This window comes from Sphingomonas glaciei, assembly GCF_023380025.1.
GTDB lineage: Bacteria > Pseudomonadota > Alphaproteobacteria > Sphingomonadales > Sphingomonadaceae > Sphingomicrobium > Sphingomicrobium glaciei.
This window is the reverse complement of the sequence record NZ_CP097253.1, coordinates 465149-480163: the sequence shown is the minus strand read 5'-3', so window position 1 is coordinate 480163 and position 15015 is coordinate 465149. Positions and strand designations below refer to the sequence as shown.

Annotated in this window: 12 protein-coding genes and 1 tRNA gene; 6 read left to right on the top strand and 7 right to left on the bottom strand. The window is 66.9% G+C overall.

Annotation, left to right across the window (positions count from 1 at the left end; translation table 11 throughout):
* Window positions 1-55 precede the first annotated feature (55 nt).
* The gene (gene mutL, locus M1K48_RS02140; protein WP_249504245.1) at window positions 56-1828 is read right to left on the bottom strand and encodes a DNA mismatch repair endonuclease MutL; all 1773 of its coding nucleotides are present in this window, start codon (window positions 1826-1828) and stop codon (window positions 56-58) included.
* 109 nt (window positions 1829-1937) lie between these two features.
* On the opposite strand from mutL, the gene M1K48_RS02135 reads away from it, so the two are divergent.
* From M1K48_RS02135 to M1K48_RS02110, 6 genes are all read left to right on the top strand, one after another.
* Window positions 1938-2984, top strand: coding sequence for a rod shape-determining protein (locus M1K48_RS02135; protein WP_168069655.1), 1047 nt, complete (start codon window positions 1938-1940; stop codon window positions 2982-2984).
* A gap of 19 nt (window positions 2985-3003) precedes the next feature.
* Window positions 3004-3915, top strand: a complete 912-nt coding sequence (gene mreC, locus M1K48_RS02130) for a rod shape-determining protein MreC (RefSeq protein ID WP_249504244.1) — start codon at window positions 3004-3006, stop codon at window positions 3913-3915.
* Window positions 3916-3920: 5 nt separating this feature from the next.
* Window positions 3921-4442, top strand: a complete 522-nt coding sequence (mreD, locus tag M1K48_RS02125; protein ID WP_249504243.1) for a rod shape-determining protein MreD — start codon at window positions 3921-3923, stop codon at window positions 4440-4442.
* On the top strand, window positions 4439-6427 hold the full coding sequence (gene mrdA / locus M1K48_RS02120; RefSeq protein WP_249504242.1) for a penicillin-binding protein 2: 1989 nt from the start codon (window positions 4439-4441) through the stop codon (window positions 6425-6427). The genes mreD and mrdA overlap by 4 nt, the downstream gene beginning before the upstream one ends.
* Before the next feature lies 1 nt (window position 6428).
* Window positions 6429-7541: a rod shape-determining protein RodA gene (rodA, locus tag M1K48_RS02115; protein ID WP_249504241.1), complete on the top strand. Its 1113-nt coding sequence runs from the start codon at window positions 6429-6431 to the stop codon at window positions 7539-7541.
* A gap of 256 nt (window positions 7542-7797) precedes the next feature.
* Window positions 7798-7873, top strand: a tRNA-Lys gene (locus M1K48_RS02110).
* Between the two features lie 142 nt (window positions 7874-8015).
* On the opposite strand, the gene M1K48_RS02105 is transcribed toward M1K48_RS02110, so the two are convergent.
* The 6 genes from M1K48_RS02105 to M1K48_RS02080 form a co-directional block, all read right to left on the bottom strand.
* Window positions 8016-8576: a hemerythrin domain-containing protein gene (locus M1K48_RS02105; RefSeq protein WP_249505146.1), complete on the bottom strand. Its 561-nt coding sequence runs from the start codon at window positions 8574-8576 to the stop codon at window positions 8016-8018.
* Between the two features lie 61 nt (window positions 8577-8637).
* Window positions 8638-8796, bottom strand: coding sequence for a hypothetical protein (locus M1K48_RS02100; protein WP_249504240.1), 159 nt, complete (start codon window positions 8794-8796; stop codon window positions 8638-8640).
* A 3-nt stretch (window positions 8797-8799) separates the two neighbouring features.
* Entirely contained in the window at window positions 8800-9840 is a 1041-nt protein-coding gene (gene rsgA / locus M1K48_RS02095) for a ribosome small subunit-dependent GTPase A (protein WP_249504239.1), read from the bottom strand.
* Window positions 9841-10106: 266 nt separating this feature from the next.
* On the bottom strand, window positions 10107-12500 hold the full coding sequence (locus M1K48_RS02090) for a zinc-dependent metalloprotease (protein WP_249504238.1): 2394 nt from the start codon (window positions 12498-12500) through the stop codon (window positions 10107-10109).
* Between the two features lie 101 nt (window positions 12501-12601).
* Window positions 12602-13906, bottom strand: a complete 1305-nt coding sequence (locus M1K48_RS02085) for a surface lipoprotein assembly modifier (RefSeq protein ID WP_249504237.1) — start codon at window positions 13904-13906, stop codon at window positions 12602-12604.
* Complete coding sequence (locus M1K48_RS02080; protein ID WP_249504236.1) at window positions 13903-14883, bottom strand: transferrin-binding protein-like solute binding protein; 981 nt, start codon at window positions 14881-14883, stop codon at window positions 13903-13905. Before M1K48_RS02080 ends, M1K48_RS02085 begins: the two co-directional genes overlap by 4 nt.
* Window positions 14884-15015: the final 132 nt, after the last annotated feature.

The window sequence follows — 15015 nt, the reverse complement described above, 5'->3', positions numbered from 1 at the left end:
TTCGATCTGTTGACGATGGCGAGAAGATGGCCCCGCTCCGCGTCATTTCAAGGGCTTAGCGGCGAGCGAAAAGACGTTCGATGTCGCCATGGGCGAGCTTCACCCAGGTCGGGCGGCCATGGTTGCAATGACCACTGTGCGGCGTGACCTCCATCTCGCGCAGCAGGGCGTTCATTTCGGCGACCGACAGCACCCGCCCGGCGCGCACGCTGTGGTGGCAGGCGAAGGTGGCGGCCAGCAGGTCCAGCCGGCTCTTCAGCGCCTGCGGACCGCCCATGTCGGCGATCTCCGCAGCGAGGTCGCGGACCAGCCGCGGGGTGTCGAGGTTTCCCAGCGGCGCGGGCGTGCCCCGGACCAGGATTGCGCCCGGCCCGAACCGTTCGACGTCGAGGCCATAGTGCAGCAGCTCGGCGGCAGCCTCCTCGATGCGGTCGGCTTCGGGCTCGTCCAGTTCCACCACCTGCGGCAGCAACAGGGCCTGCACCGCCACCCCGCCAGCGCCCGCGCCGCGCTTCAACCGCTCGAGCACCAGCCGCTCGTGCGCGGCATGCTGGTCGACGATCACCAGCCCGTCCTCCGCTTCGGCGACGATATAGGTCCCCGCTACCTGTCCGCGGGCGACCCCCAGCGGATGGTCGCTGACCGGAGCCGTCGCCGGTTCGGCCCGCGCCGAAGGCGCCCCGGAGAACAAGGCATGGGCCTCGGCCACCTGCGAAGCATGATCGAGCGTGGCGGGCGTGACGGGATAGGCTCCATCCACCCTGCTTGCCGGCGAGGCATAAGAAGGTGCGTCGAACGCACTCGTCCACCGCACCGGTGCCGCGGCCTGCACCCGCGCGGCGCTGCGATGCCCCGCCTGGTCGAGCGCGGAGCGCAGCCCGCCGACGATCAACCCGCGCACGCCTTGCGGATCGGCGAAGCGGACCTCGGTCTTGGCCGGGTGGACGTTGATGTCGACCTCGCTCCCCGGCAGATCGAGGAACAGGGCGACGATCGGCGACCGGTCACGCGCGATCAGATCCTGATAGGCCGCGCGCAACGCGCCCACCAGGAGGCGGTCCTTCACCGGACGGCGGTTCACGAACAGAAATTGCTGGTCCGCCGCGCCCCGGGTGAAGGTCGGAAGGCTGACCACCCCGCCCAGGCTCACCTCCCCGCGCTGCAGGTCGATCGGCAATCCATTCTCGGCCAAGCCCGGATCGAGCAGTTCGGCGACCCTGCCCGGCAGCGGCGCGGGCTGGACAGAGAGCACTCGCCGTCCGTCATGCTCGAGCGTGAAGGCGACGTCCGGACGGGCCATCGCCAGCCGCCGGACGATATCGAGGCAAGCGGCATATTCGCTCCGTGGTGAGCGCAGGAACTTGCGCCGCGCCGGCACCCGCTCGAACAATTCCTCCACCCGCACCCGGGTCCCGGGCGGAAGTGCGGCAGGTCCCTCCCCCACCTTCACCCCATGATCGATCTCCAGCCGCCAGCCGTCGGCGCCGCGCTCGCGGCTTTCCAGCGTGAACCGCGCCACGCTGGCAATCGACGGCAGGGCCTCGCCGCGAAAGCCGAAGCTCGCGACTTCCTCGATCCGCTCGTCGGGCAGCTTGGAGGTGGCGTGCCGCTCGATCGCCAGCGCCATCTCGCTCGGGCTCATCCCCAGCCCATCGTCGGTCACCTCGACCAGGCCGGTGCCCCCGCCCGACAGCCGGACGCTGACCGAGGTCGCGCCCGCATCCAGGCTGTTCTCGATCAGTTCTTTGAGCGCGCTCGCCGGCCGCTCGACCACCTCGCCCGCGGCGATGCGATCAACGAGGTGCGAGGGCAGCCTTCTTATTGACATGGGGAGGGCTCTAGCCCAATCGCACAGGGCGGGCGAGACGCTGTTCGACCAGCCGGTTAAACGGTCGTTACGTCGCTGGACTTAAACCTTTTTCAAGAAGTGGGCGGGCATGTTCTGGACGCGCTGGTTCAAGTGGATGAGCCATGACATGGCGATCGACCTCGGGACGGCGAATACGCTCGTCTATGTTCGTGGTCGCGGAATTGTCCTCAACGAACCATCGGTGGTCGCGATTGAGACCATCAACGGCGTCAAGAAGGTCAAGGCCGTCGGTGAAGACGCCAAGCTGATGATGGGCAAGACGCCCGACCAGATCGAGGCCATCCGGCCGCTCCGCGACGGCGTGATCGCCGACATCGATGTCGCCGAGCAGATGATCAAGCACTTCATCCACAAGGTGCATGGCGGCGGCAAGCTGCGCGCCCTGCGCTTCCCCGAGATCGTGATCTGCGTGCCTTCGGGCTCGACCAGCGTCGAGCGCCGCGCCATCCGTGATGCGGCCAGTAACGCCGGCGCCAGCCAGGTCTATCTGATCGAAGAGCCGATGGCCGCCGCGATCGGCGCCAACATGCCGGTCACCGAGCCGGTCGGGTCGATGGTCGTCGACATCGGCGGCGGCACCACCGAGGTCGCCGTTCTGTCGCTCCGCGGCCTAGCCTACACCACCAGTGTCCGCGTCGGCGGCGACAAGATGGACGAGGCGATCTCCTCTTACGTCCGCCGCAATCACAACCTGCTGATCGGCGAAGCGACTGCCGAGCGGATCAAGCAGGAGGTCGGCATCGCCAAGCCGCCGGTCGACGGCATCGGAAAGACCGTCCACATCAAGGGCCGCGACCTGGTCAACGGCGTGCCCAAGGAAATCTCGATCAACCAGGGGCAGATCGCCGAAGCGCTCAGCGAACCGGTCGGCACCATCGTCGAGGGCGTCCGCATCGCGCTGGAGAATACCGCGCCCGAGCTCGCCGCCGACATCTGCGACCAGGGCATCGTCCTGACCGGGGGCGGCGCGCTGCTGCAGGGCCTCGACGAAGTGCTGCGCGACGAGACCGGGCTGCCGGTCACGGTGGCCGAGGATCCGCTTACCTGCGTTGCGCTCGGCACCGGCCGCGCGCTCGAGGAAGAGCAGTTCCGCGGTGTTCTTCAAACCGCCTGAGCTTCAGGGAGGATAGACGGTGGCGCCAGGCCCAGGGGCGCGCCCGGGCTGGTCGAGGCGGGCGCAATATGGCCTGTTCTTCAGCTTCCTGGCGGCCATCGCCGGACTGCTGATCGGCCTAGCGCTGTTGGCGCTCAGTCTTGTCGCGCCGACCGCCTACGCGAGCGTTCGCGGAGCGGCGCTCGATGTGACGGCACCGGTGACCGGGGCTCTGCGGGGCGTCACCGATACCGTTGCCGGCCTGTTCACCGGCGCCGGTAATTATTGGGACGCTGCACGGCAGAACTCCTCGCTGCGCGAAGAAAACGGCAAGCTTCGCCGCCAGTCGATCCAGGCCCGCGCGATCTTCGGGGAAAATGCGCAATTGAAAGCCGTCCTCGCCCTGCGTGAAAAGGAAGTGGCAACCGTCGCCACCGGGCGGATCGTCGGATCCAGCCTCGAAAGCGAGCGGCGTTTCGCGGTGATCACCGCCGGAAGCGGTGACGGGGTGTCGGTCGGCATGCCGGTCCGCAGCGCAGAGGGGCTGATCGGCCGGGTGATCGATTCGGGCCTCACCGCAAGCCGGGTCCTCCTCGTCTCCGATCGCTCCAACATCGTGCCTGCTCGACTGCTGCGCGGCGGCCAGCCGGTGATCGCGACCGGGCGCGGCGACGGGACGATCGACCTTCGCCCGCTGGAGGTCGGCCGTAATCCGTTCAAGCGCGGCGACCTGATCGTGACCTCTGGGACCGGCGGACTCTATCCCCCCAACGTGCCGATCGCGCGGGTCATCCGGCTCGACGACGACGGAGCGATCGCCCTGCCGATGGCCGATCCCGCCAAGGTGAGCTTCGCCGTGGTCGGGCGGCCCTATGAGGAAGCCGCGCTTCCCGAGGCTGCTCCGAGCTCTGCCGAGTCACCGGCAGCTACTCCTCCTGCAGGCGCCGGCTAAGGCGAATGGTCCGCTTTGCCCTTGGCCGCCCCAATGCGCTCGAACGGCGGCCCAAGCGGCTGGCGCGAGCCATCCCTGCCATGTCGGTCGGGATCGCCTCGCTCCTGCCTCTCGCCCCGGTCGTCGCTGAAGTGGGCTGGATGCCCGACACCGGCCTGTTGCTCCTACTCGCCTGGCGGCTGCTGCGCGGTGACGTGATCCCGGCCTGGTGGGCAGCGCCGCTGGGGCTGTGGAACGACCTCGTGCTCGGTCATCCGATCGGGCTTTCGGTGGTCATCTTCAGCGGATCGATGATCCTTCTCGACCTGCTCGACCGCCGCACCATGTGGCGCGACTATTGGCTGGAATGGCTGCTTGCCGTCGCGTTGATCGTGCTGGCCGAAGTCATTCGCTGGCAGGTCGATGGCGCCATGGGCGCGCGCTATCCGCTGGCTACCATCCTTCCCGCTTCCGCCATCTCCGCCCTCTCCTTCCCGCTGGCCGCCTGGGCCGCGAGCCGGATCGATCACTGGAGGCTGGGGCGGTGAGCCGGTTCACCAACGCTCAGGCCGACCTTGTCTTCTCGCGCCGGATGCTGCTGCTGGGCGGGGCCCAGATCGGTGTCGCCGGCGCGCTGATCGGCCGCATGGGCTGGCTCTCCATCAAGGAAAACGAACGCTACAATTTGCTGTCCGAGGACAACCGGGTCCAGCTTATCATCGTCCCTCCGCGGCGGGGCTGGATCGTCGACCGCGGGGGCAAGCCGATCGCCATCAACCGGTCCGACTTCCGGGTCGACCTCATCCCCGAGCGGATGGACGATCCGGAGCGCGAACTGGCGCTGCTCGCCCGTCTGCTAGCCCTTGGTCCCGACCAGGTCGATCGCATCACCCGCGAAGTTCGCGCCGCGAAAGGCTTCCAGCCGGTGCAGGTGGCCGAGAACGTGCCCTATGATCGCTATGCCGCGATCACCGTCCGCCTGCCCGAGCTGCCAGGGATCGAGCCGGCCCGCGGCTTCACCCGCTTCTACCCCGCGGGCGCGGCGGTCGGGCAGCTGATCGGCTATGTCGGCGCGGCCAACGCCCGCGAATATGAGCGGGAGAAGAACCCCCTGCTGATCACGCCGGGATTCAAGATCGGCAAGGAGGGACTGGAAGCCGTCCTCGAGCAGCGGCTGCGCGGTATTCCGGGCGGCCAGCGGGTTGAGGTCTCCGCCCGCGGCAAGCTGATCCGTGAGCTAACCCCCAAGCCCGACCGCTCGGGCAACACCGTACAGCTGTCGATCGATGCCGGCCTGCAGGAATATGCCGCCCGCCGGCTGGGCGAGGAAAGCGGCAGCTGCACCATCCTCGACTGCGAGACCGGCGACCTCCTCTGCATGGCCTCCATGCCGAGCTACGATCCCAACAGCTTCTCCGACGGGATCGGTCGGACCGAGTGGAAGACCCTGTCCGAAGACCCGCGCAAGCCGCTCGTCAACAAGACGGTGAACGCCCTCTATCCGCCGGGCTCCACGCTCAAGCCGATGGCCGCACTGGCGATCCAGCAGGCCGGTATCGACCCCAAGGAACGGGTATTCTGCGGCGGCGGCTATCAGCTCGGCAATCGCTTCTTCCGCTGCCTCGGTCGGCACGGCACGGTCGACATGCACCGCGCCATCGCCAAGAGCTGCAACACCTATTTCTACACCATGGCCAACCGCATCGGCTACGACGCGATCGCGCCGATGGCTCGGCTGCTCGGCCTCGGCGAAAAGTTCGACCTGCCCCTGGTCAGCCAGAATTACGGCACCATCCCCGACAGCGAATGGAAGCGCCGCCGCTTCGAGCGCAACAAGCGGCTGGTGGAGCGGCCCGACTGGACTCGATCGGACAGCCTCAACGCGGTGATCGGTCAGGGCTTCGTGATCGTGAACCCGTTACAGCTGGCGGTTCAGGCTGCCTGCATCGCCAGCGGACGCAACATCCGCCCGCTGCTGCTCGGCAAGCATGACCAGCCGGCCGCGCCGCTCGACATTCCGGCCGAGCATCTGGCGGCGGTTCGCGGCGGGATGTGGGAGGTGGTCAACGGAGATGGCACCGCGGGCGCTTCGCGGCTTCAGGTGCGGGGAATCGAGATGTGCGGCAAGACCGGCACCGCCCAGGTCCGTCGCCTGTCGGCCAGCGCAAGCCGCGGCCAGGGCGGCGACTGGCGCTACCGCGACCACGGCCTGTTCGTGTTCTTCGCGCCCTTCGACAAGCCGCGCTATGCGGGCTCGGTGGTGATCGAGCATGGCATGGGAGGGGCTCGCGCCGCCGCTCCGGTCGCCAAGGATGTGCTGACTTATCTGTTCGACCGGCCGCAGGCGCTCAAACGCCTCGAAGGGCTGGAAGCCGAATGGGGCGGCACCCTGGCCGAGCGGATGGCGCGTCGCTCCGCCGCGATCGAGGCGGCCGCCGCCCAGGCCGCCGCCGCCCGTTCAGCCCCCATTGCGGCGCCCTCGCCCATCCCGCCCAGCGTCAACCTGCCCCCGCCGGCGCCCGAGGACCGCTGACATGATTTCCAGCGCCATCATCCCCCAGCCCCTCGCCCGCCTACCCTGGCGGCTGATCTTCCTGGTGCTGGGGATCGGCCTGTTCGGCCTGATTAACCTCTATTCGGCCGCAGGTGGCTCGATCGAGCCCTGGGCGCTGCGCCAGGGGATGGCCTTCGGCTTCTTCCTGACAGTGGCGATCTTCATCTCCAAGGTGCGCGAAGCGACGGTCAAGCAGATCACCTTCCCCATCTATGGCGCGATCGTGATCATGCTGATCCTGGTCGACCTGCTCGGCTTCGTTGGCAAGGGCGCCCAGCGCTGGCTCGATCTTGGGTTCATCCGGCTCCAGCCGTCCGAATTCATGAAGCCGGCGATCGCCCTCACCCTTGCCCGCTTCTACGAGCTTCTTCCGGCGGGCGAAATCCGCAAGTTCCGCGCGGTCTGGCCGGCCGCCCTGCTGCTCGGCATTCCCGCCGCCCTCGTCATCCTCCAGCCTGACCTCGGGACCGGCCTGATGGTGACCTTCGCCGGGGTCACGGTCATGTTCCTTGCCGGCGTTCCGCTCCGCTGGTTCCTGGTCCCGGGCCTCACCGTCGCCGCAGCCATCCCGATCGTCTACCAGTTCCTCCACGGCTACCAGCGCAAGCGGATCGACATCTTCCTCGATCCCGAAAGCGATCCCCTTGGCGCTGGCTATCACATCACCCAGAGCAAGATCGCGATCGGATCGGGCGGGCTGTTCGGCAAGGGCTACCTCCAGGGCAGCCAGAGCCATCTCCAGTATTTGCCCGAGGGCCATACCGACTTCGCCTTCGCCACCCTTGCCGAGGAATGGGGGATGCTGGGCGGGACGGTGGTGATCATCGCCTACCTACTGGTGCTGCGCTGGTGCCTGGGCGTCGCCGCCAACGCCCCGACCCGCTTCGCCCGGCTGAGCTGCGGCGGGTTGACGGCGGTGCTGTTCAGCTATTTCGCGATCAACTTGCTGATGGTGATGGGCATGGCGCCCGTGGTCGGCATTCCCCTGCCGCTGATCAGCTATGGCGGGTCGGCGGTGATGACCGTGATGATCTGCCTCGGCCTGCTGATGAGCTTCGAGCGGCAGCAGCGGACCAGTTCGCGCCTCAGCTGAATCGCGTTAACCTTTCTGAACAAGGTCACGAAGGTCACTGGTGGCGCGGTGTCCGGCAACGTCAAACCTGAACAAGGTCACAGGCGTCAAAGACGAGGTTGATCGGCGTTGTCAAAGAGCGAACGAGGCAAGAGGCTGTCAGGGAAAATCCTACATTGCAAGGAAGGCGGGCCGAACGCACTTGCCAAGCTCCCGACGCCTAGCTAGAGGCTCCCCCGCGCCCCGCTTCCACGCGGCGGCGCCTGCCTCATGGCATGGACGCATAGCTCAGTTGGTAGAGCAGCTGACTCTTAATCAGCGGGTCCTTGGTTCGAGCCCAAGTGCGTCCACCATTCTTCCTCACAGATTGCGCGGGAAGCGCAAACCCAGAACAGCTTCTTGGGACGCCTGTCGGCTGCTGGTGGCGAAGTGCGCTTCGGGCTGGTCGGCCGGGCGAAACGCTGAAAGCTATTTCCCCCAGCCTTGATCGCCTCATCATAGCGCTTGCTCGCCATACTCGAGGAGGGCCGGAACGACGAGATCCTCCTCGTCGGCGAGATGCTGCTGCAAAAGCCTCAGGAGATGCCCGATCCTGTCAGCAAAGATGTCGGCGGCCTGGCGTTCTTCACCGAAGGTTTGCGACAGCGCTACCAGCAGTTCCCGTGCGTGCTCGACCGTCTGGACAAGGCTCTCATGGATGAGCTCGTGATCGGCCTCGAGCAGATCGAATCCCACGATCAGACGCCCGTCCAATTGCCGAAATTTGGGGAAGTAGACGTGATCCTCGATCCTGTGGTGGTGGTCGAGGTGCTGAAGAAAGGAATTGAGCTGCGGCACGAAGGCCTGCTGCAACTGCATTCCATCGATTTCCTGACCGCGGAAAGCATCCACGATCCGAACAACCTGGCTGCCTTCGCTGCGCAGGCTGGCATGGACCTGGAGCCAGAAATTGGCCAGTTCGCCGAAGTTCTCATGCGATCGCCATTCGCTGGCCGGGTATCGCGGACGTAAATAGGCGACCTCCTCCGCCACTCCCGTGCGAACTCCAAGAGCCATCGAGTTCGGTGCTGCTTCGTCCACGTTCGTCATCGCCCGGAACAGGTGTTGCTTTCTGCGGTCAGCGGTCCGCCGACTTCGCGGCGTGCGCGCTCAAGAGCTTGTCGAGTTCGACGATGCGAAGCCGCTCGGGTGTGTCCTTGGCGAGGCCCTTGAGGCGGCATTCGGCCCACAGCCTGCGGCGCTCAGCCTCCATTCCCTTGCGATAAAGATCGGCCACGGCTTATCCTCTTTCCCTGGTCTTGCGTGGACGAGCGCGCCTTCGCGCCGCAATCCCGCTGTTCACTTCATCCTCGCCGGCCAGCTTGCGCCACCGCGCGAGGCGGGCCGGGTCGAGCGTCCCGGCGGCGGAAGCGGCGCGGATCGCGCATTGCGGCTCGTCGTTGTGCATGCAGTTGGTGAAGCGGCATTGCAGCGCGATCGCGACGATGTCGTCGAAGACTTCAGCGACGCCGCCGCTGACCTCGGACATCTGGATTTCGCGCATGCCGGGCGTGTCGATCAGCCAGCCGCCGCCGGTCGCGCCGAAACCGATCCGATGCATCTGCCGCACGGTGGTCGTGTGCATGCCCTTGCCGTCTTCTTCGCGGACGGGCTGCGTCGCCGTGGCGTCGGACCCCGTCAGCGTGTTGACGAGGGTCGATTTGCCGACCCCGGACGAGCCCACTAGGGCCACCGTCGCGCCGATCCTGCAATAGTCCGCAAGGCCGGCCACGCTTTCGGCCGAGCGCGCATTGACCAGGCGCACCTCGACCCCGGCCTGAAGGGACTGCGCGGCCTCGACGAAGGCGGACGGATCGGGCGAGAGGTCGGCTTTGGTCAGCACGATCACGGGGCTGACGCCGACCTCGCCGGCGAGAACCAGATAGCGCTCGAGCCGGGCGACATTGAAGTCCTGGTCGCAGGACGTGACCACGAAGAGGGTGTCGACGTTGGCCGCGATGAGCTGGAGCCGGCGGTCGTCTCCCGGCGCCGGCCGCTTGAACAGGCTCGTCCGGTCGAGGATGCGAAGGATGCCGTGATCGTCGCGGTCGATCAGAAGCCAGTCGCCGACCGTCGGCCGGTCTTCGGAACCCTTCGAGTCTGGCACGCTCGAGGAGATCGAGTCCTGAAATCCGTCGCCCGCGACCGAAACCATTCCGCGATGAACGGACATGACCCGGACCGGCTGCCCTCCGCGCCCGTCGTCCTCCGACAATTGGTCACCGAAGAAGGAATTCCACCCGAGTTCAAACAGGATAGGCGTGCCGGGAGTGTTCGTCATTCCTGAGAGGCGATCCGCGACGCGCTCAAGCGTCACCAGCTTCGATCATGTCGGACGACCCCTGCTCCGCGGCTTTCCGGTCGGCCTTGGCCTTCGCCTTTCTGGCCGCCTCGAGTTCTTTGTTTCGTTCGCGTTCGCGACGCTCGAAATCGTAGTTTGTCTTACGTGGCAATGGGGCTGCTCCAAAAGAAAGCGGGTCCGGATAACGCGGGAGGCGTCGGGATGGGTACACCTGCGAGTGGATTGGTCGAGCTCGCGCAATCCGGTCAGATCGGCATTCCCGGTGGTACGCTCGGAAGCCGTGCCGGATCGGCGATTGCCGTGTCGAGCGCCTCGCGGTCGCTCAGCAGCGCGGCCAGTCCTCGGCTCCAGTCGCCCCGCATGTCCGTACCGCGCTGCCTGCGCAGCCGCTCCGCAAGACGCTCGAGCTGCGACGACATCGCCAGGGCGATCGTCGGCGAGAGTGAGGCGTTGCGCTGGACCCGGGCAAGCGCGAGGGCTGTCGTGGTGGCGATCCGACGCCCGACCTCACGATCGGTCGAAACAAAGGCCTGATCGGTCAGTCGCTCGACCAGTTCCGATGGCGACGGCACGCTGGGGTCGGAGGCATGCTGGCTTTCGAGCCTGTTCAGCCGTTGCGGGCTGAGAAGTGCTTTCAACGTCTGTACCGCACCGATTTCGGTGGCCTTGAGCGGATCGAACACCGGGCCGCCTGCGGTCGCGATGATTTCGATATCGGTCTGCCGGTCATCGTTTCCGCCAAAGCCTGCCGACATGGTCAGCTGGAGCCGCTCCGGAACAGTCAGCTCTTCGGGGCGGAGGGTTTCGAGCAGTGCGTCGAGCGCGCTGCGCTGCATCGCTCCGGGGACGGCGGTGGCCCTCAGCCCCTCCCCCGCAAGCGCGTAAGGGAAATCGACGCCCCCGAGGTTCTTGGACGCCGCTTCGACCTGATAGCGGTGCAGCAGCCAGAGCGGCACGAAGGCGCGCCGGAGGCCCGACAGCGACTCGCCCCGCGGCAGCGCCGCTTCGCCGAAGCGTGACAGCGCGACGCGCCGGACCTGCATCATGCGGCGCAATTCGCTTATCGAATCCGCGGAATCATCCCAGATCGCGCCGTTCGGGTGAGCGGATCCCAGCGGCCGCGAGTCACCGTCCGACACGAAGCGCAGGCCCCTGGCGCGTGCCTCGGCCAGCATCGGCCCCGCCGCGACATCGGTTCGGGCGCCGTAGAGCCATTTGATGACCCACCGGTCCCACTCGCCCAAGCCCGCGCCATAGGCGTCGCGCAGCGATGGCGTGCCGCCCTCGAGGGTCACTCGCGGCGCCGGATAATCCATCACCGAGAAACGTCCCTGCGAGCTTCCCGCCATATTGTGGGAAAGCCCGATCGCGTGCCCCACTTCATGGGCGCCAAGCTGCCGCAGCCGTGCGAGCGTTGCCGTCACTGGATCGTTGGGATCCCCGGTTCCCGATAGCCTTGCCCCGACCAAGGCCTGGAAGATCAGCATGTCCTGCCGCGCGCGCAGGGAACCGAGCATCACCGCGCCCTTGATGATCTCGCCGGTGCGCGGATCGTCGATCGCGCTGCCATAGGACCAGCCGCGGGTGGCGCGATTGACCCAGTTCACGACATTGTACCGAACGTCGAGCGGATCTGCCCCTGCGGGAAGGATCCCGACCTGGAAGGCATCGATGAAGCCGGCGGCATCGAACGCCTGTGCCCACCATCCCACGCCCTCCTTCAGCGCGGTGCGAACGGGTTCGGGTGCGCCCGGGTCAATGTAGAAGATGATCGGCTTCCTGACGGCCGAACGTGCTGCGGCGGGATCGACCTTCTCGAGCCGGAAGCGCCGCGCAAGATCGCTGACGATCGCCGACCCCAGGGGGGCAGAATAGTCGACCTGCTGCCGCCCGATCGCAAAGCCCATCGGATCGGTGCGCGGGAGGAAGCCCGGCTCGGGCAGCGCGACCAGCGAATGTCGCACTGCGACGCTCACCGTATTCGAGCCCGGAATGATGTTCGTCACTTCCGCCCTGGGCTCGTCCGAGCGGAACGTCAGCCGGGCCGAGAATTCGGCATTCTTCGGGAACAGCTTGACGAAATTGGGGTCGGCAGCACTCAGTTCCGCGACGAACTTGAAGTCCCCGCCGCCGCCGTCCTTCAACGCCTGCGCGATACCGATGTCGTCCCGGGCGAGAAACGACGACAGGTCGACGGTAAAGCTGCCGTCCTTTCGCGTGTCGATGACCTCGCCCATCCAAATCATCGAGGTGGCGAACGATTCCCGGACGGCTTGCTGCTCGTCAGGGGTCCCGCGGCTCGCCACGAACTTGCTGTTCTCGATCTCCGCCACGACCTTCTTGCCGAGCCGGCGGAACGCTAGGATGCGTGAGGCGCCTGGGGCGGATCGGTCGAGACCGATCGCCGCCGAACCGACCCCCGTTTCCAGCTGGCTGAGGTAGATGTAGCGACCGGAAGTCCCGTCCGGTCCCGGCTTGGGCAGGGTGGCGACGATCTTGCCGGTCGCCGTATCTGCCTTGACCGGCAACAGGACCGGCTCGATCGGCTGGGCCTGGGCCCTGGCACCCTCGTGAACCGTCAGTGGCACCGCTGCCGTCAGCGCAAGCGCAAGCAGCCTGAAGTTACGGTCACGAGCCATGTCGATTTTGCCCTCCCCTGGGTGCTCCGGAGGCTAGGGACCGGTCCGATGCTTGTCCACCGATGCTCGCGCCGTCGACGCTGTCAGCCGCTTCGCCAGCGTCAAAAGGAGCGGATCACACCCAGCTCGAGTGCGCGGCGGCGATTGTTGGTGAAGGCCTGGTTGCTGTGGTTCCGCTCGATCGTGACGCGGAGCAACGGGCTCAGCCCCTTCCACTGGAGCCGGCGGGAGGTCAGGCTCGCGCCGAGCGCCCAGCCTCGGTCCTGGCGCCTGGCCGGGAGAAGCAGGAGCCTGTCGTCCGCGCGGAGAACCGAAGCCGTAGCGGACAGACCGGCAGTGACGCTGCCCAGGTCGCGCCACACCTCGACACCCAGGTCCGCGGAACGCAGCGAGTAGGCCGGGTCGGCGGCTGTTCGGCGGGTGGCGCCCAGCGACAGGCTGGCGCCGGTGGTCGCCGACAGCGCAAGATCCAGTCCGCCGCGCAGACCATAGGCACGGCCATCCTCGAGCCGGTTGCGGTGGTTGTCGATCAGCGCCGCGCTTGCACTCAGGCGCCCCTGCAGGCGGGGTGACAGCGACTTGGTCCAGTCGATCTCCAGCCCGGTGCTGTCCAGCAGCAGCCGAGAGCCGAGATGGAAGCGTTGATGGGCGATCGCCACGTCCAGGCGATCGGGGCCTGACGCCATCTGCACCCCGACCCGGGCAGCCACCCCCATTCGGTTGAATTCGTCATGCTTGTAGCGCGTCGACTGCATCCCCGCCTGCGCGACCAGCGACATATCCTCGCCAAGCGGCAAGCGGCCGAAGGCGGCGACCTCCATGGACAGGCCGAGCCCCGACCTCGCCCGGCTCGACCGGTCGATGCCGAAGTCGCCGAGCACGGTGGCGAGCCGATCGTCGGCGGTGGCGCGATTGATGTTGCTGTCGGGGGCGACCGCCAGCCGCATCTCGGCACCGAACGGGCGCCGGTCGCGCAAGGCCGCGGCATAACGGTCGATCAGGCGCGCCAGCCCGGGCGACGGGCGCGAGGCTTGCGCGGTGCGAAGCTCAAGGCGTGCGGCCGGCTCGTCGCCCAGTTTCTCCAGCATTCCGGCAAGCTCCAGCCGCACGCGCGGGCTTTCGGGCTGCTCGTCGAGGATCGCGCGCAGCAGGCGGGCGCCGTTCGTCCACTCGCCGCGCCCGGCATGCAGATGCGCCAGGCGAAAGCGTGCCTCGTTGCGGACGTGGGCTTGCTTGTCCCCCAGCAACAGCTGGTAGGCCCGTTCGGCAAAGCCGGTATCCCCACGGCCTTGCGCCGCCTGCGCCAGCCGGAGCAACTGCGGGCCCCCGACCCGCTGCTCGATCGCCGGCTGCCCGGGGACAAGGTCGATCGTTCCCGCGAGGCAGGCGAAGACGCAGACGATCATTTCCGCTTGCCGACGAACACGCCGGCAATCTCGTCCCAGCTCTTGAGCAGGGGATTGAAGGCGGGGGTGCGGAAGTTGCCGAGCAGTTCCGGCGCGCCGGGCCCGGTGAACTGACCCGAGAAGCTCCCCAAGGTTTCCGCATTGGGGGCCGCGATCGCACCACTGAAGCTGGTGCTCCCCTTCGAATAAACGGTGTTCTGGAAGGGGAAGGTGCCGAGTGGGAGCGGATCCCAGCCGTCGCTGGTATCGAGCACCATCTTGCCCGACAGCGTGCCCGCACCGAAATCGAAGCTGAGATCGACCGTTCCCCATACGTCGTTGAACGTACGGGTGTAGGCGCGCACCTCGCCGCCGAAACTGGCGGTACCGCTGACGGGCATCGCCGAGTCAGTCGTGGCCTGTCCGTAGGCGAATACCCCTGCCCGCTTCGGATTGCCCTGCAATCCGTCGCTCCAGAACCCGGTCGACGTGTAGGTGAACCCGCTGTCGGGAGCATAGTCCATCGCCACAGTGACCGGGGCGGCAATACCGTTTGGTTGCACCAGCGCGTAGTTTACGGCATTAAGCTTGCTCCAGGTGGTACTGCCGGCATTGAAAATGCCACTGCCGTTCACCGGACGTAGCGTACCGGTGCCGAAATCCGGCAAGGTCAGGGTGTAGCTGTTGTCCGCCGCCGAATAGCTGATGCTGACCAGGTCGGGCCCCGACAATAGCCTTTCGGTGGTCTGCTTGGGCCACTCGCCGCTTATGCCATCCCAATTGGCCGCTTGCGTGACGAACGGCCCCGCCGACAGCCCAAGCGGACCATTCGGCAAAGGCGGCGGGGTGATAGGGGCGGGCGGCGTTGATGCCGTGGGCGGGGTGATCGGCGCAGCCGGGATCGACTGCACACTCCCGGTGGTGCCGCCGCCTCCGCAGGCGCATAGCAGCAGCGTCAGGGTCGCCGGAAGAGAAGCTGCGAAATGTCTCATCATCATTCCCCATTCCTGGTTGGGCAGCCACGAACTCGACCGTTACGGCGAGCGCGCAATCTGCTATCCTCCGGACGATCAGCGAGGTGTCGCCGGTTGGATGCACATGGTCTGCCCTGGCGATGCGCCGGGGAATGA